Source organism: Bradyrhizobium sp. B117 (genome assembly GCF_038969555.1).
In the GTDB taxonomy this organism is placed as follows: domain Bacteria; phylum Pseudomonadota; class Alphaproteobacteria; order Rhizobiales; family Xanthobacteraceae; genus Bradyrhizobium.
In genome coordinates, this window is the sequence record NZ_CP152414.1 from 3,000,101 (window position 1) to 3,017,337 (window position 17,237).

Genomic DNA, 17,237 nt, shown 5'->3' on the forward strand with positions numbered 1-17,237 from the left:
CCGCGCGCAAAAGCAACACTGGAGGAACACGTGATGTTCAGGAGCATCCGACTGGCCTGTGCACTCTTGATCGTGGCAGCCGCACCCTGCTGGGCGGGCGATTCGGTCGGTGTCACCGCAACAAGCATCAAGATTGGCGGCATCTTTCCGCTCAGCGGACCAGCTTCCTCGATCGGCCAGGTCGGACATGGCGTGCTGGCGTATATGCGATCGGTCAACGAGCGCGGCGGCATTAATGGACGCAAGATCGACTATCTGCTGCTCGACGACGCCTACAGCCCGCCGAAATCCGTGGAGCATGCACGAAAACTCGTCGAGAGCGACGAAGTGGCGTTCATGTTCAGCCAGCTCGGTACCGCAGGCAACACGGCGGTGGCGAAATATCTGGCTGCCAAGCGCGTGCCGACGATTGCGATCGTCACAGGCGCGAGCAAGTTCACCAGTGTCAAGGATTATCCGCTGACTACCACCGGACTCGTCAGCTATGACACCGAAGGAAAGATCTACGCCAAGTATCTGACGCGCGCGTTGCCCTCGGCGAAATACGCCATTCTCTACCAGAATGACGATCTCGGCCGCGACTACGTCAACGCGTTCAAGGCCGTTCTCGGCCCTGAGTTCGACAAGCGCGTAGTCACCGCCAGCTACGAGGTCACCGAGCCGACGATCGACTCGCAGGTCGTGGCGCTGAAGAGTTCCGGCGCGCAGGCGCTGTTCATCGCCGGCACGCCCAAGTTCGCCGCGCAGGCGATCCGCCGGGCGGCCGAGACGGCGTGGAAGCCGACGATCCTGATCAATTTCCCATCGTCGTCGATTGCCGGAACGATCAAACCGGCGGGGCTGGAGAATTCCGTGGGCGTCATCGTCGGCACCTTCAACAAGGATCCAAACGACGAGAGCTGGAAGGACGACGAGGCCATCAAGGCCTATCGCGCCTTCTTCGATCGGTATCTGGCGGGCTCCGATATCACCAATACGAGTTATCTGACCGGCTATCAGCAGGGCATGCTGCTGGAACAGATCCTCAGACAATGCGGCGACGACCTCTCGCGCGAGAACGTCATTAGGCAAGCGAAGTCGCTGAAGAACTTCACACTGTCGACCGCATTGCCCGGCATCCGGATCAACACCAGCGAAACCAACAACATGGTCTGGACGCAACTGCAGCTTCAGCGCTGGACCGGAACCCGCTGGGAGCCGTTCGGCGGGATTCTTGACGCGAGCTCGGAGTAACCCATCCGCCGCGTGACTTCTCGGCCTCGAGGCGAGGACCGACGAGGGCGGAGACGATCAGGAGGAAGCCATCATGGCCGACTTGCGGATATTCTCCTACTTGCCGAACCCCCGGGTCTGGAAGGCGACCATCGCAGCGCGGTTCTGCAGTGTGGAGGTCGAGGTCAGGGGAGCTCCGCCCAAGGAGCTGCGGGACTGGTTGTGGGACTATGACGCCCATCCTTTGGCAGAGCATGAACGCTCCTCGCTATCTTCGCTGGCGCGAGCCGGTCGCGTTGGGCTGACCGGCTCGCGCCTCTTCAAGACCGATGCGTTCATGACAGCGCAGCCGTTCGGCAATGTGCCTGCTGCCTTCGGGCCTGATGGCAAAATCGGGATCTTCGAATCGAACAGCATCATGCGGGCGGTGGCACGGCTCGGCGAGTCGAAGTCCGGGCTCTACGGGCACGATGCCTATGAGGCGTCCAGGATCGACAGCTTTCTCGACGTCAGCTTGGTGTTTGCCCGGGATGCGCAGATCTATCTCTTGGCGCTGTCGGGCGGCACGGTCGATGCGGCCGTTCACGCACGTGCAAGGGAAGCGTTTGCGATCTATGCATCAGGGATCGAGCAGGCGTTGTTCCCGCGGCGCGAGGCACTGGTGGGTACGGGATTATCGCTGGCCGATATCTGCTTTGCCGCAGAGCTTGCGCTGTTCATGAATGAGCATACGCGGGCCGATCAGTTGCGCAAGCTTGGGCTGGGGAGGATCCTGCATCCGGCAGTGCAGGATGACTATCCGCTGACCTTTGCTCATTTCACCCGTCTCGTCGAGCACGTGCATTTCCAGCCTGATCTGAAGCCATACGTCGAAAAGCTGATGGCGAAGGCTGGCAACTGACCTGCCGGCCGAACGTGGAGGACTAATCGCATGACCGCGCCTGTCTGCCTGATATCTGGTGTCGGCCCTGGCACAGGTTCCGCTCTCGCCAGGCGGTTTGCCGAGGGTGGCTATCGCCTCGCTCTGCTCGCCAGGAACGAGGAGCGCCTCGCTGCTCTTGAGAAGGAACTGCCGGGCGCGAAAGGATTCCGCTGCGACGTTTCCGATCCCGAGCAGATCGACGCGGTAGGGTCGGCCGTGGAGCGCGATCTCGGCAATCCCGCCGTGGTCATCCACAACGCCGTCGGTGGTGCGTTCGGCACGTTCCGCGAGATCGATCCGTCGATCCTGAATCGCAACTTCCAGGTCAACACCATGGGACTGTTGTATCTGGCGCGGCGGTTCGTCCCCGCGATGCTGACGGCCGGAAAGGGTGCGATCGTTGCCACCGGCAACACCTCGGCCTTGCGCGGCAAAGCCGGTTTCGCCGGCTTCGCGCCGACCAAGGCGGCGCAGCGAATCCTGGCCGAAGCGATGGCGCGCGATCTCGGGCCACAGGGCGTTCACGTCGCTTACGTCGTGGTCGATGCCGTGATCGACCTCGAGTGGACACGGAAACGCTGGCCAGATCGGCCGGACGATTTCTTCATCAAACCGAGCGCTATCGCCGACGAGATCTGGCACGTCGCCCACCAGGATCGAAGCGCATGGTCGTTCAATGTTGAATTGCGGCCGTTTGGAGAAAGCTGGTAGCCGAGAAGCGCTTCATTGCCGATCCGTATCGGCCCGAGCGTCACTACATGCGCGGGCCGGGCCCAAAATGGTTCGCCAAACATGGTGCATCCGCATCTGTCACGATTCGCTGGAAGCAAGCCTTGAGTTCCCGGCGCAGCCAATGGCAACAGCTCTAACGTCCTAGTACTCGCCGGACGCAAAGCATTCTGATTTCGTTGGTTTGGTGTAGTTGCTCAGCACTCGGGAGATCAATGGAGCCTAGAGTCTCGGTACTAAACTTCGTTTCCAATTCTGAAGCCATGCAGATGCAAATCTGCAAGCAAGCGTCCGTCGAAAGGCCGCCTTGCTGCCCGCAACCGTTTCGGCACGCTGAGAGAAACTGCGGTCGCCATTCTGCAGCCGTGGCGACTGGTATAAAATTGAGGGCAGCTATCGTCAGAGCTGGGAGGAACGCGGACATTGCTTCGCTTCCCTTTTTTAGTTTGCTGATGGGAGGCTCTAATTCGACTCTATCTTTTTCAGTATCGAGCTACTTGCGTAGTTGTCCCCTGAAGCGGAACCACAAATGACCGATCAGCGATAGGACGATGGCGGCCACAATTATCGGGAGCCAAATCGACGTGGTTATGATGAACAAGGAAACGATGACCGCACGTCCAAAGACCGATTCGCTGACCGGATTCTTAAGGCGAGCGAAATAGACGTAGATAATAAAAATGGTGGCCGGCACCATCCACACGGCGACAAGCACCAGTAATAGGTCAACAAGTTGGCTGGCATAATGGTGCATAAGCGCACCTCCTGACAGCGTCGGCGCGAGTTGCTATCACCGCTGCGAGAGATGCGGCGATTGTCGACGATAATTGGTCTTTGTTCGCGTTGACGGGCATCTGCACGCTCGGCATCGCTGTCACGGCCGGTGCCCAAACCCACGCGAACCCACAGCCCTCGAAGCTAGGGCCTCTCAACGCGCACTCGCTGAGATGGCTCGGGCAAGGGCTCGTCCAATGCAATTATAACCATCGGCGGTGTTGTGCAATCCGTCCCACGTTACAAGCGCGCTTTGCGCAACTCCGGCACTGACCGAGTTTCGCATCAGCGCAAAACGAGAGAACAGCCCGACCCGCTCCTGCTTTGCGACATCGATGATGATGTCCTCCATCGTCGAATAGCCAGCTGAAGCGAGCACCTGTGGCGCATATTGCAGATCCATCAACACGACATCGGCAGACCCCGCCTTAAGTGCTCTTACCCCTTCAAGAACGCTTCTCTTGAGCCCGTGGTCCGGCCGGCCACCCCAGGCGACGTCATTAGTACCTAATTGCCAGATAACGAGATCAGGCGTGTGCGCGAAAACGTCACGCTCGAACCGTGCAACGTTGTTCGGAATCGTATCGCCGACTCGGCCGCTGTTGATCACCTCGATCGTCGCGTTCGATCTAAGTCTCGCTAGCTCTCGGCGCATGACCTCCGGGTATGTGGCCGCGGACCTAAGCATCCAGAGTCCCACTGTCGACGACGATCCGATCGCTACAATCCTTAACGGCTCACCGGATTTCAAACGCGACGCCGTGCGGGGCAATTGTGCACCCAGCGAGGTGTTGAAATTTGCCGAAAGGCATTTCTCGGCAGATGATAACTCGTCCTGCGCTTGAGAGGACCCACTGCCGGACAGTCCGATAAGCAGGGCCGCGCCGATTGACGCCATTATTCCAGCGGCTCGGGTCCGGAGGGCAAAATAGGTCAAAAACATGTTCCCCCAATAACTGGTCGATTCTCTCTTGACAACCGTTAGCGTCAGACGTTTCGCTATATATCCTTGAATTGCAGGTGGATTGACGCGTGGGCAGTGAGTAACCCGATGAATCCGCGGGTAGTCGCGGGTGAGACCATGACCGGACAGCCTGTAGCGAAGCGGCTGGTATTCCATATCGGCGGCTACGATCCAATCACGTTGCATGTCAGCGCGCAACGACGCTTCGTGCGCGAAATTGCCAGGTTCCAACGTACCTGGTCAGTGAAAGCGACCGTCGACGATTCGCATGATACCGCCGACCAGATCCAATGGAACGTGACGACAACCGGCCCCGATTGGCTCGTCGAAACCGATTACCGTCTGGTCCGATGGCACGATGTCATCGAGGTGTTCGGGGGGCGAAGCATCGGCTCACGCATTTCCGTGGGCATTCTTGCGTTTCTGGATTTCGTATTGGCCGGCACTCTCTGGCGTTACTTGCAGGCCAATTGGCGATACGCACTTTTCTTTCTCTATCCATTCGTCACGTTCGGATTGCTCATCGCGGCCGCCTTTTTGATCGGGGTGGCTGCATTCAAGATCACCGGATCAATTCTCATTGCTACAGGTGGCGGCCTCTTCGGGCTCGCAGCCGTGTTGGCGGGGCCGTGGCGCTGGCTGCACCTGGGCGACTTGTTCGACGATTGGATTTTTTCTTGCGAGTACATTCGATTCGGTAATTCGAAAATAGAGCAAAGGCTGGACAGGTTGGCCGCCGAGCTGGTGGTTGCTGCGACCAACTCTGCCGCAGACGAAATTTTGGTCGTGGGGCACAGCCTTGGCGCCGTACTAGCGGTCGATCTACTTGATCGCGCCTTGAAGCTGGACCCTGCGCTCGGTCGGAAAATGAGTCCCGTCACATTCTTGAGCGTTGGATCATCGATACTCAAGATCGGCCTGCACCCGAAGGCAGTACGCTTTCGCAGGACGGTGGAACGCGTCGCCAATTCCCGCGCGATCTTCTGGGGCGACTATCAGGCCCTCACCGACGCGTTGAATTTTTACAAATGCCGGCCAATGGCCGAAATGGGCTTGTCGACAGAAAACGAGGCGACCGTCAGGGTCGTGAAGATTAGTCGAATGCTTAACGACGACATGTATCAACGCATTCGCTTCAATTTCTTCCGCGTGCACTGCCAGTTCGTCAGTGGAAATGACAGGCGAACATCGTACGACTACTTCATGCTCACATGCGGACCCATTTCAGCCAAATCCCAGACGCTCGCCCCGGACGGCGCTGTGTCGATGATCGCTGACGACGGAGGCCTTGTTGCGGGCGCGCCGGTGTCGGAAAGCGAACTGCTGGGAAGTCCGGGCGCGGCAGCCTGATTTAAATGACGCCCACCATTTCAAAAGTCATCTTTGTTGCGTTGGTGATCGGCTGGTACCTCATACGCTATAAGTACGCGCGGCGTTCCCGCCGTGCGAGGGTTGTGTGGAGCGCTCGCGGCCCCCTGGAAAACGCGCTCCTGCTCATATCTCTTTCGGGGCTTGGACTTGTGCCGCTCGTCTACGTAGCGACAGGAATGCCTCGTTTCGCAGCTCACGGCTTTTATCCCGCGTTGGCTTGGCTGGGGTCTTTCTTTGCGATTGCGGCTTTGGGCGTGTTTCACCTGACACATCGTGCACTCGGCCGGAATTGGTCGATAAGTCTCGACGTGCGGGAGAATCATGAGCTCGTGACGGAAGGGATTTACCGGAGAGTTCGACACCCGATGTATTCGGCATTTTGGCTGTGGGCTATCGCCCAGGCATTGCTGCTGCCGAATTGGATTGCCGGTTTCGCGGGCCTGGCCGGCTTCGGGGTCTTGTTCTTTGGCCGCGTCGCAAGGGAAGAGCGAATGATGTTGCAGACGTTTGGCGACAGCTATCGCGAGTATATGGCGCGGACCGGTCGGGTCTTCCCATGGATAGTCTGAGGTAGGTCCCGGCACGTCTAACCCTATGGTACCCAGAAACTGATTTGGAACCAGACGCCTCGATTTGCGTGCCATTTCCGCAACATACGGTAGAAAAAGCTGTCGGAACCGCGTCTATTCGTTGCTGCCGTGGCGAGTGTCAGGTTATTCCTAAGCGTGTCAGGTGAATACCAATCGCTCCCGAACAAATGGTGAGATCCGATGCTGAAATTCGTTGTCCTTGGAATCGCGTCTTTGGCTTTCGTGGGAACCGCAGCTGCTGCGGACCTGCCACGGCCTCAGCCGGTTGCCGCCGCGGCGCCGGTTGGCAAAGCTCCGATCGGCAAATATCCCGTGGGTAAGAGCCCCGTGGGCAAATACCCGGTCGCCGCCCCGGCTCCGTTGGTGACCAAGGGTTGATCTGACTATCTATTCGGACGCCAGCGGCGTCCGTTTGGGGTAGCAGACTACCTGTGGCATCGGATCTTGGATCCAAGAGGATTCGAAGATGGCTGGAGTGATTCGGAAATATCCGGGTCTAAAGCTTCTTGCAAAGGCCGCCATGCTGGCGGCCTTTGTAGGCTTGGGGGCCGGGATCAGTAGCGCGCAACCAATCGTGGCGCGTACCGATCAGCAGCAACGGGACGCTCTCCCCAGTTCGGTGACGAAGCATGCAGCGACCATGGCTGCTGCTACGCCGGCGATATCCGATGTAAAGCCAGCTCGAAGAGCTGCTGCCACGGGTCCCTACTACGTTGATTTTCGTGCCCGCACGGCGGCAACGTACGGTCATGCCTTCGTCTGGTACGGAAAGACGGGCGAAAAGCAGGTCGAGGTCGCTGGTCTGGCTCCGGCCGGCGACGAGGTGCCCTATATCCTGGGACACATCATGTTTGTCCCTTCTGAGACGGGTGCGACCTACGGTGATCTTGACGAGCAATATCTGACGGCCAGTTATCGCGTCTATTTGTCTGAGGCCGACGCCAAGAAGGTCTTTGCTTATATCAAGCGCCAGCAGGAGACTTCGCCGCTCTGGAATGCAGCAACGGCAAACTGCACTGCCTTTATCGGCCGCATAGCGACGTTCATGGGCCTGAACGCTCCGTTTCATCTGCTAAAGCCTGAGGAATACGTCAACAGACTCAGAGAGCTGAACGGGGGGCGAAAGACGGTGCAGCTCGAACCCGGTCGAGGCTAGAATCCTCGGATTGAGTTCATCCAGTTTTCCGCGCGTCAGGGTGGACGTGAGGTCTTCAAGACATTCAATCGAGCTTATTCTTTGAGGATGCGGTTCGATACGACTGACATTCGTGGGCTGCCTCGCTTGGTGACGAATGGGCCAGGAAGATCATGGGAACGCCCGTGGCGTTGCCTGCAAGGCAGGTCCACCTCTGCTTTGACATTGCTAAGCTCTCGTGCGAAACCGTTCCGGGGGCGAAGTCTTCCTTGGCGTAGTTGAGGAGGATTCGCAGAACTTGTCGTCGCAGACGAAGATTACTGCTGAGGCAATGGTTCTGCGTCGAGGCCGAGCATCAACATCAATCGACCAGTGCACGTCGCGTACACCGCGCTGAATCGAGATCTGTACCATCAGCACGCTTGTCGCCGCCTATGTCGATCCGCGATCATGATCGCGGTGTAGCCGACCTTTGCGGCGGTCACCGCGCGGAAAGCTGCGTGTTATCAAGTCGACAAGCGCTCTATCGGCTTTGTGAAAATGGAAGAGCTGAGTTCACGTCACTCGTATTCGAGTACGATGGATCAGGCGCTTTTTTTGAGCTAAGCCGTCTAGGCCGCCTGGAACGGCGCGGGCGGCCGCTCTATTGCGGCATACTCAAATGCCTGCAACCTATCGCGCCGGTATTCGGGGGACGCGGATGCGGGTCCATATGATTGTTGCCGGCCTTACCCTAGCGATCATCGGGAAGGCCAATGCCACGGTTGTCGACAAGGGAGCCGACGCGCAAAAGTCTTGCGAACTGCTTGTCAAGAATTCGCCTCGCAATCAGGACGAAGCTCGGTCCGCAGGGGCATGTGAGGGGATGATCGAAACCGCGATGCTCTTTTCACCGAATCTGCCCGCTGACGTGCGTGCATGCCCCCCCGCGCAAGGCAGCCCTTTGCAAAGTGCGAAGGTTTTTCTGCAGTATCTTGATAGCAATCCCGATCGAATGAATGAACCGGGGATCACCGTCGCTATTGCAGCATTCAGGGATGCCTGGCCCTGCCGTGGGGACGATGCCGGAACTGGACCGAGAAAGCGTGCCCAAAAAAAATCCAAATAGAACGCGTATCTGTGCATACTGATGCTAGCCTCACGGTCTGCGATGTCCGTGTCAGGCCTGAATGATTCGCAATGCACTACCGTCGAGGTGCGCGAACTGAATCGCAGCGCTCACCTCCATAACCAGCACTCAAGCGCCTTATCGACGAGCCAAGCGAACCCTTGAGCCCCGATAAACAGCGGGGCATTGTGTCATCAACGCCGGGGCTGGAACAGCATGACAATCGCATGCCGCGTCCTGATGATCTATCCGAAGTTCGTTCCGAATTCGTTTTGGAACTATGCGGAGGCCTGCGAACTCGTCGGCGCGAAGTATCCCACGGCGCCGCTTGGCCTGATCACCGTCGCCGCTATGTTGCCGAAGCATTGGGACATCCGGCTCGTCAACCGTAATACCGAGGCGTTGACAGATGCGGACCTCGATTGGGCCGATCTTGTGATGATCGGCGGTATGCTCAACCAGCAGCCGGATGCCATCTACCTGATCGATCTCGCCCACCTGCACGGCAAGCCAGTATGTGTTGGTGGGCCGGACGTCTCCTCCAGCCCGCATCTTTACGCGGACGCGGACTTTCAGGTGATCGGCGAGGCCGAGCACGTCATCGAGCAGTTCATCGCCGCCTGGGAAAGCGGCGAACGCAAGGGCGTGTTCATCGCCGAGAAATTCAAGATTGATGTCACGCTGAGCCCGATGCCTCGCTACGATCTGCTTAACTTCGATCACTATCTATACATCGGCGTGCAGTATTCGCGTGGCTGCCCGTTCACCTGCGAGTTCTGCGATATTATCGAGCTGTATGGTCGCGTGCCGCGTACCAAGACCAACGATCAGATTCTCGCCGAGCTGCAGGCGCTCTACGATCACGGTTATCGCGGGCATGTCGATTTCGTTGACGACAATTTCATCGGCAACAAGAAGAACCTGCGCACCTTGATGCCGCGGCTCAAAGCCTGGCTGGAAGAGCACGACTATCCATTCGAGTTCTCAACCGAAGCCTCGATCAACATCGCGGACGACAGCGAGCTGCTGCAGGCAATGAAGGATGCGAACTTCTTCGCGATCTTCGTCGGCATCGAGAGCCCGGATCCCGAGACGCTCGTGCAGATGAAGAAGAAGCAGAACACCAAGCGCAACATCGCCGAGTGCATTCACAAGATTTACGGCTACGGCATGTTCGTTACCGCTGGTTTCATCGTCGGGTTCGACAATGAAAAGGCCTCGATAGGACAGGCGATGGCCGACCTCATCGAGGAGACGAGCATTCCAGTCTCCATCGTTGGGCTTCTTTATGCGCTGCCCGGCACGCAGCTCACACGGCGGTTGGCCACGGAGGGCCGCTTGCACCGCGGCCATGACCTTATGAACGTCGAGCAGGCGGGCGATCAGTGCACGCTCGGATGCAATTTCGATACCAAGCGTCCACTTCGTGACATCCTTTCCGATTACAAGGCCGTGCTCGGGCACGTCTACAGTCCGGCGGCATATGCGGGACGGCTGTCCCGTCTCGCAGCCATGCTCGACCGATCCGACCGGCGCCGCGATCTGCCGGATGGCGATGTGCGCAAGAGGCTTGGCGGCATCGACAGCCTAAACAAGATTATGCGGGCTCTGCCGAAAGTTCGTGAGCCGTTCTGGAAGACCTTTGTCGAAGTCGCCAAGACCAATCCGGGCGCGCTGCGTTACATCGTGATGCTGATGGCGTTGTACATGCACCTCGGGCCGTTCTCGGAACGCGTGATCGGCGAGATTGACCGCCGCATTGCCGAGTTGGACGATGTGCCTCCACCAAGGGCTACCGCGGCCAGTCAAGTGCTACCTCCAGCGACGGTGTAGCCACAGCCACTGATCGGGATAGTCGCGGATCCAGCCCTCGATGACCGATGTGACCGCCTGCACCATTCACTGAATGTCGATTTGTCCTCCGGGATCGTGGACCGGCTTCACTTCTTCAGACAATTCGCCACGAAAGCGCTGTCCGGGCAGCCGGATAATGCGCGCACCATGAATCGGGCACTCAATCTGCCGCAGCAGATCTAGTGCACGGCGCGCGGCGCAATCGACTAACTGATCGCGCCAACTGCGTTGCTGCCACGCCAGCCGATCGGCGCGACTGCGCCGCCGCGCCGCCAAATCAGAAATCGACTTCGCGACATGCTGCCGCATCTTTCGATAGGCAAACGCGTCAGTGATCGAACGCGGTTAGGCCTTCAAGAACAGGGGCCGGGACGCCATCGAAAGTACGTACTACGCCGCGCGATTTCAGTTGGCCCACCGTGTTAGGCCGAGCGAGAAGGTCCGACGATCGGCGATTCCATCGACGGATGCTCCTTCGCAGACCCCTCCAATGTGCTATTCTCATGGCATAGGCCATAGGTATCCCATGACAGGTACTGCAGAGTGGCTCGCATCGATCGGTTTGGCGGAGTACGCCCAGCGTTTCGCTGAGAACGCCATCGATTTCTCGGTCGTTGGCGATCTCACGGAGCAGGACCTCAAGGATCTTGGCGTCCTGCTTGGGCACCGGCGCAAGATTCTGCGCGCGATTGCCGAACTCAAGAGTGAAGGCGTCGTATCAGTCCAAACGTCCGCTAAACCAGCGCCGCGAGACAGCGCCGAGCGGCGCCAATTGACGGTCATGTTTTGCGATCTGGTGGAGTCGTCGGCACTTGCGACCCGACTGGATCCAGAGGACCTGCGCTCGATAATCGGTGCTTATCACGACTGCATCGCTGGTGTTATCGCCCGGAATGAAGGCGTCATCGCGCGGTACATGGGGGATGGCGTGCTTGCCTATTTCGGCTATCCCCAAGCGCACGAGGACGATGCCGAGCAGGCGACGCGCGCGGGGCTGACACTGGTCGATGCCGTGGCCAACCTACAGACAGATATCGGTACGAGACTACAGGTCCGCGTCGGCATCGCCACCGGAATGGTCGTCGTGGGTGATCTGATTGGCGAAGGCGCCGCCAAGGAGCACGCAGTCATTGGTGAGACACCGAACCTGGCCGCTCGCCTGCAGCAGTTCGCCGAGCCCGGTATGGTGCTGATCTCCGAGAGTACGCACCAGCTCACACATGGACATTTCGAATACCGCGATCTCGGCTCTGTCGTGCTCAAAGGATGGGCGGAGCCAATACCTGCCTGGCAGGTACTCGGGATCAGCGGAGTGGAAAGCCGCTTCGAAGCGCAGCACAAGACTCGGTTGACGCCGCTAATCGGGCGTGACGAGGAGATCGAGCTGCTGTTGCGGCGCTGGCAGCACGTCGCATCGGGTGAAGGCTGCGTCGTGGTTCTAACTGGAGAGCCAGGTATCGGTAAGTCGCACATCGCGCTGGCCCTTCAAGAGCGGCTCAAAGCCGAACCACACATTACGATCCGCCATTTCTGCTCGGCACACCACACCAACAGTGCGCTTTACCCGTTCATTGCCAATCTCGAACGTGCCGCCCGGTTCGAGCGAGGCGAGACGCCGACGGAGAAGTTTGCCAAGCTTGAAGCTCTGCTGTTGCGGTCCGGCGCCGATGCAGATCGCGTGGTGCCGGCCCTGGCCAACCTTCTGTCGCTTCCGCTCAACGACCGCTATCGCCTGCCCGAGATGACCCCGCAGACCCGCAAGGACATGACGCTGGCGGCGTTCCTGGCCGAGCTTGAGGCATTGGCGGCGCAGCGGCCAGTGTTCGTCATATTCGAGGATGCCCATTGGGCGGATCCAACTTCGCTGGAGCTGCTCGCTGTTACACTGGAAAAGCTGCCGCGGCTTCGAGTGCTGCTGCTGATTACCGCGAGACCGGAGTTCGCGCCGCCCTGGCCTGGTCATGCACATGTGACGACGATCTCGCTCACACGGCTTAGTCGGCGCAACGGGGCGGCGTTGGTCGAGCGTGTCACGGCCGGGAAGACGCTCCCGGAGGAGGTCATGCACCAAATCCTCGCCCGTACCGATGGCGTACCCTTATTCGTCGAGGAACTGACGAAGACCGTGCTGGAAACAGGGCTGTTACAGGAGAGGGACGACCATTACACGCTCAGCCGTCCGCTACCATCGATGGCGATTCCAACGACGTTGAGCGCATCGCTGATGGCCAGGCTCGACCGATTGGCTCCAGTGAAATACGTGGCTCAGATCGGCGCCGTCGTGGGACGCGAGTTCTCTTACGAACTGCTGAGCGCCGTTGCCGAGTTGCCAAGGCAGACGCTAGAGGAGGCGCTCGCCCAGCTGGTTCGGGCGGAGCTGATATTCTGCCGCGGCGAGATACCGCGTGCGGTCTATACTTTCAAGCATGCGCTCGTGCGAGATGCCGCAGAATCGGGGCTTCTGAAGAGCCGGCGCGCAGCACTGCACGCCACCATCGCGGACGTGTTCGAGCAACGGTTCCCGGAAATTGTGGAGGCTCAACCCGAGACTCTCGCACTCCACCTTACGGAGGCGGGACTGTTCGAAAAGGCAGGAGAATATTGGCTGCAGGCGGGGAGGAAGGCGGCCATGCGCTCCGCCAACCTCGAAGCTATCGCACACCTGCGCAAGGGCATCGAGGTGCTCGCCCATTTGGCTGACGGCGCTCGGAAGGACAGACGAGAGCTTGATTTCCAGTTCGCGCTGGGACCATGCTTGATCGCTACCCAGGGACCGGCCTCGCCACATGCGGTGGCGATCTTCGCTCGCGCGCGCGAGCTGTGCCAGCGCCTCGAGGATCCCCCTGAGCAACTACAGATCATGTTCTGGTTGACCACTGCGAGCGTCATTCGTGGTGAGTTGCCGGTCGCCGTGGAAATGATCTCGGCGCTGCTCGAACTCGCGGAGGCGCGCGGCGATCGACCAACGTTGCTCAACGCGATGCGCGGGCAAGGCATGATTCGACTTTTCATGGGTCATCTCGAAGGAGCCCACGACGTTATCGTACGGGCCTTCGAAGCGTTCGAGGCAAGCAACGAGCAGGACAGATTGGCGGCGCGTGCCGCTGGCCAGGATGCGGGCGTGGCCGACCTTGCCCTGATGTCGTGGGCGCTCTGGCTGCTGGGCCGCCCCGATACCGCACTCGCACGACTGGATACCGCCATTCAGCGTGCCGACGCCATCGGTCATCCGCATTCGCAGGCCTATGGATGCTACTATGCGTCCATTCTCCACGCTCTTCGGGGCGAGTTCCCGGCTGCGCACGCTTATGCCGAACGCTGTCTTGCCTTGTCGGAGGAGCATGGATTCCGGCAATGGAGAGGATTGGCGCGCGCCGTTCGGGGGATAAGTGCCACCTTTCTTGATCCTTCGTCCGCCGCGCTCGCGGAAATCCAGGCTGCGATGAACGAATATCGCAACGCGGGCTATCAGCTCGGCATCACCGCGCTCTACGTGCTCCTGAGCCCGGCCTTATTGTCGATCGGCCAGCGCGAGGCCACGCTCGAGCTGATCGAACAGGGGCTTGCCACAACCAACCGCAATAGCGAGCGGATATTTGAGGCCGAACTGTATCGACTGAAGGCGCGCGTGCTGCTCTTTGATGACGTACCGGGAGCCGGTGCCGAGGCGCAATCACTGTTCGAGTGCGCGCTGACAACTGCAAGAGGCCAACACGCCAAGGCCCTTGAACTTCGAGTTGCAGTTGACCTCGGCGCCTTGTGGATCGATCAGGGCAGACGCAAGGAAGCGCTCGACTTGCTCGCCCCCGTCTATGCGGGGTTCACCGAGGGCTCTGAAACGCAGGATCTCAAGCAAGCTAAGGCGCTACTCCACCGACTGCGGTAATTCTGCCTGGACGACAGATATTGGAGTCTGGCTCAACGGTCGTAGAGCTGCTTTACCTTGGCACTACGCATCCGCTCGCTCTCGGCATTTATGATACGTATCTTGCACCTTTTGCCATCCCACCTTGTCGTTCTTCTCCGGATGCTCATTTATGAAGTGTGGCCCGTCATGCGGCGGAAGGTCTCCATGTGCGTGATACCTTTTGATGGCCTGTTCCGCCGCGGCTTTTCCCAGCTCCCGGCCGTTATAGAGGTTGCTGTGATTCCATTTGAAATTGATGTGCCCCGGCACCTGGATCTCGACGATTATGCCGTCCCATTTGGGCTGGTCGTACTGCACGTGATATTTGAAGATCCTGACGTCGTCCTCGCCAACGGTCGCTGCGAATAACTGGCAGAGATTCGCCAGGGCATCATGAAGGTCTTTCGGTTTGCGGACCTGCCCGGAATCGACGATCCTGCTCACCCATATTTCGTCCAGATCACGGTGCTCCTCGAGCAAGCTCTCGAAGTTGACCGTGTCGACCAGCGCTCCCTCGCAGTAAGTAACTCCGTCGATCTCTACGGTTTCTTCGATGAAGGGAAGAGCTGAACACGCACATAGGCTGGACGCGCTGATTGGCCCTTTGTACTCTTTCTTGTCGCTTTGCTGGGTCATTGGTCGGTTGGAAAACAACGCGAGCTTATGGTCGTCAAGATTCCAGGCGTTGTGAAATATGAAGGGGAATGGTTCAGCCTTTTCAAGCGCCTTGAAATTTATGCTCTTCATGAATTGGCTATGCGGATAGTTGATCTTGGAGAGGCCAGTGACGTGGGACAGGTACATCATGGACGTGAGATAGCGAACGAATGGATTGGGTGCCAGCACCTGGTTAAGGATCCATCTGTTGATGTCTCCCTCGTCCGGGATCGTGAACTTCTGTTGAGGGAACCAGAGCGACAGAGTCTCCCTGACGGCGTTCAACATGCTCGATGGGTCCCATAAATGCTGATAGTTCTTGGGATCTATGACGAAGCTGGTCAGAGCCCTGCTAATGCTTCCTGCCCAATCCGGGCCGAACACGGTGTTGATGGGAAAGCGCTTGTAGCCTTCGTTGTCTCGAAACACGCCATTCTTGAAGAATTGATAGGTCTTTTCCGCCCTGGCTTTGTTTTCAACTCCATCAAATTGATTGTAGACAATCCCAACCCAGGCGCCGATGCAGGACAACGCCCACACGTCAAACTTTATGTCTGCATTGGCGAGAGCTTCCAGAACACCGATGTGCAGTCCTGCTGCCGGACCGCCTCCGCCGAGTGCAATAGCTCTCTTCACCATTTGGATTCCTCCACTCAATTTATCGCAGCACTTATTCTCCGATCGGATTCCTGAATTACGTGGCGATGTCGAGGTTCGACGGGTTCTAGAACATGCCGCCCGCACCGGCACATGGCGACCAAGAACGCAACTCAGCGTATCGCAGTCTGGCCCGTCCAATTGTGAACCAGTTCACCTTTGATGTTTGTCACGAGAGCGTGGGTATTTGGCGTCGTCTTCTGCGCGCATGGCGGATGCGGCGATTCCAAGAACTCGGTACGCCTGGCTGAACTTTCGCGTCCGCGGACGTTACGCTGCTTCGCGTCGGCAGACGATGGGCCAAAGCGTGTGTTCGCGAGCGTCAGCCCTGTCTTCCCGCAATCAATCGCCGCGCTTCACCACGAACTGGACGCGTTCCCCTGCAAATCGGGTCTCATGATAGACGATCGGGCGCCTGTCGCGGTCGACGTCGACGCTCTCGACCGCAAGGATGGGCGTCATCGCGGATTGTCGCAGATATCGAACGTCGTCCTGCGAGGGATTTCGCGCAACGAGGCGGGTCCGCTGACGGCGACCCAGCTTGCGCAATTGACCTCGTCCGATGCGTTCAAGGTCGCGCGCTCCATCGAATTGCTGGTGCGTCGAGGGTTGATTTATCGTGACGTGGATAAGGCCGACCGCCGCCGCGCCAGCCTGAGCCTCACGGCCGATGGCCGCAAGGTCTACAAGGACATTGAGAAATTCGTCGTTAGGGTCGAGCGCAAGCTCATGGCCGCGCTCGATCCGCACGAAGTCGAGGTTTTAAGGCGAAGCCTCGACAAGCTCGATCGGCAGCTGGAGACCGAGATCAAAGCGCAAGGCCGCGACAATTTCCTATGACGGTCAGACCGTCCGAATGCCGTTCCTGATACCATCGGCGATCTGACTAATCTGCTCCTCGCTGATGATGAGAGGCGACGATAGGATCAGTGTATCGCCAACGGCGCGAATGAAGATTCCGTTTTCGAGACAATGGTTGGCCACGGCGCGGGCCCGTTGACCAGGAGCATTCGGGGCAGCCTCGATCTCTACGGCCCCAAGTAGCCCGAGGTTGCGAATGTCGCGGACCACGCCGCCGGCGCTCCTGATGTCGTGAATGGCGGCTTCCCATTTTCCGGCCATGCGCGCGACTCTCTCGAAGATGCCTTCCTCCTGATAGACATCGAGCGTGGCAATCGCGGCGGCGCAGGCAAGCGGGTGGCCGGAGTAGGTGTAGCCATGAGCGAATCGACCGTGGCCTCCGGTCCCTGCGACATGGCGTCATGCACGTGTTGATGGATCAGCACGCCGCCCATGGGAACGGCGCCGTTGCTCATCCCCTTGGCGCAGGTGACGAGATCGGGCGTGACGCCCAAAG

The 17,237-nt window shown here is 58.9% G+C and carries 16 protein-coding genes and 1 pseudogene; 12 read left to right on the top strand and 5 right to left on the bottom strand.

Features of this window, described 5'->3' with window-relative positions; translation table 11 throughout:
• The first annotated feature begins 33 nt into the window (after nt 1-33).
• The 4 genes from AAFG16_RS14685 (at nt 34) to AAFG16_RS14700 (ending at nt 3,003) form a co-directional block, all read left to right on the top strand.
• Entirely contained in the window at nt 34-1,233 is a 1,200-nt protein-coding gene (locus AAFG16_RS14685) for an ABC transporter substrate-binding protein (RefSeq protein WP_342739572.1), read from the top strand.
• A gap of 151 nt (nt 1,234-1,384) precedes the next feature.
• The gene (locus AAFG16_RS14690) at nt 1,385-2,113 is read left to right on the top strand and encodes a glutathione S-transferase (protein ID WP_342739573.1); all 729 of its coding nucleotides are present in this window, start codon (nt 1,385-1,387) and stop codon (nt 2,111-2,113) included.
• Nucleotides 2,114-2,143: 30 nt separating this feature from the next.
• A complete protein-coding gene (locus AAFG16_RS14695) occupies nt 2,144-2,845 on the top strand; it encodes an SDR family NAD(P)-dependent oxidoreductase (RefSeq protein WP_342739575.1) in 702 nt (233 codons plus the stop codon).
• Nucleotides 2,818-3,003, top strand: coding sequence for a hypothetical protein (locus AAFG16_RS14700; RefSeq protein ID WP_283086887.1), 186 nt, complete (start codon nt 2,818-2,820; stop codon nt 3,001-3,003). Before AAFG16_RS14695 ends, AAFG16_RS14700 begins: the two co-directional genes overlap by 28 nt.
• A 353-nt stretch (nt 3,004-3,356) precedes the next feature.
• On the opposite strand, the gene AAFG16_RS14705 is transcribed toward AAFG16_RS14700, so the two are convergent.
• Both AAFG16_RS14705 and AAFG16_RS14710 read right to left on the bottom strand, forming a co-directional pair.
• Entirely contained in the window at nt 3,357-3,617 is a 261-nt protein-coding gene (locus tag AAFG16_RS14705; RefSeq protein ID WP_283085196.1) for a hypothetical protein, read from the bottom strand.
• 174 nt (nt 3,618-3,791) lie between these two features.
• Complete coding sequence (locus AAFG16_RS14710) at nt 3,792-4,580, bottom strand: SGNH/GDSL hydrolase family protein (protein ID WP_283085197.1); 789 nt, start codon at nt 4,578-4,580, stop codon at nt 3,792-3,794.
• A 138-nt stretch (nt 4,581-4,718) separates the two neighbouring features.
• Between AAFG16_RS14710 and AAFG16_RS14715 the strand changes: the two genes are divergently transcribed.
• The 6 genes from AAFG16_RS14715 (at nt 4,719) to AAFG16_RS14740 (ending at nt 10,638) form a co-directional block, all read left to right on the top strand.
• Nucleotides 4,719-5,951, top strand: coding sequence for a hypothetical protein (locus tag AAFG16_RS14715; RefSeq protein ID WP_342739576.1), 1,233 nt, complete (start codon nt 4,719-4,721; stop codon nt 5,949-5,951).
• A gap of 5 nt (nt 5,952-5,956) precedes the next feature.
• Entirely contained in the window at nt 5,957-6,541 is a 585-nt protein-coding gene (locus AAFG16_RS14720; RefSeq protein WP_342739577.1) for a protein-S-isoprenylcysteine O-methyltransferase, read from the top strand.
• A 201-nt stretch (nt 6,542-6,742) separates the two neighbouring features.
• Entirely contained in the window at nt 6,743-6,940 is a 198-nt protein-coding gene (locus AAFG16_RS14725) for a hypothetical protein (protein ID WP_084334208.1), read from the top strand.
• Between the two features lie 88 nt (nt 6,941-7,028).
• Nucleotides 7,029-7,718, top strand: a complete 690-nt coding sequence (locus AAFG16_RS14730; protein WP_283085200.1) for a hypothetical protein — start codon at nt 7,029-7,031, stop codon at nt 7,716-7,718.
• A 640-nt stretch (nt 7,719-8,358) separates the two neighbouring features.
• The gene (locus AAFG16_RS14735) at nt 8,359-8,805 is read left to right on the top strand and encodes a Rap1a/Tai family immunity protein (protein WP_342739578.1); all 447 of its coding nucleotides are present in this window, start codon (nt 8,359-8,361) and stop codon (nt 8,803-8,805) included.
• A gap of 216 nt (nt 8,806-9,021) precedes the next feature.
• The gene (locus tag AAFG16_RS14740) at nt 9,022-10,638 is read left to right on the top strand and encodes a B12-binding domain-containing radical SAM protein (protein ID WP_342739579.1); all 1,617 of its coding nucleotides are present in this window, start codon (nt 9,022-9,024) and stop codon (nt 10,636-10,638) included.
• Here AAFG16_RS14740 and AAFG16_RS14745 read toward each other — a convergent pair.
• A pseudogene (locus AAFG16_RS14745) lies at nt 10,618-10,836 on the bottom strand (lipid A biosynthesis lauroyl acyltransferase); the annotation flags it as partial. The gene AAFG16_RS14740 and the pseudogene AAFG16_RS14745 sit on opposite strands and share 21 nt — an antisense overlap.
• Before the next feature lie 349 nt (nt 10,837-11,185).
• Here AAFG16_RS14745 and AAFG16_RS14750 point away from each other — a divergent pair.
• A complete protein-coding gene (locus AAFG16_RS14750) occupies nt 11,186-14,545 on the top strand; it encodes an adenylate/guanylate cyclase domain-containing protein (protein WP_342739580.1) in 3,360 nt (1,119 codons plus the stop codon).
• Nucleotides 14,546-14,608: 63 nt separating this feature from the next.
• On the opposite strand, the gene AAFG16_RS14755 is transcribed toward AAFG16_RS14750, so the two are convergent.
• A complete protein-coding gene (locus tag AAFG16_RS14755; protein ID WP_342739581.1) occupies nt 14,609-15,862 on the bottom strand; it encodes a patatin-like phospholipase family protein in 1,254 nt (417 codons plus the stop codon).
• Nucleotides 15,863-16,276: 414 nt separating this feature from the next.
• On the opposite strand from AAFG16_RS14755, the gene AAFG16_RS14760 reads away from it, so the two are divergent.
• The gene (locus AAFG16_RS14760; RefSeq protein WP_342739582.1) at nt 16,277-16,720 is read left to right on the top strand and encodes a winged helix DNA-binding protein; all 444 of its coding nucleotides are present in this window, start codon (nt 16,277-16,279) and stop codon (nt 16,718-16,720) included.
• A gap of 3 nt (nt 16,721-16,723) precedes the next feature.
• Here AAFG16_RS14760 and AAFG16_RS14765 read toward each other — a convergent pair whose 3' ends face one another.
• The gene (locus tag AAFG16_RS14765) at nt 16,724-17,056 is read right to left on the bottom strand and encodes an aminotransferase class III-fold pyridoxal phosphate-dependent enzyme (protein ID WP_283086888.1); all 333 of its coding nucleotides are present in this window, start codon (nt 17,054-17,056) and stop codon (nt 16,724-16,726) included.
• Nucleotides 17,057-17,237: the final 181 nt, after the last annotated feature.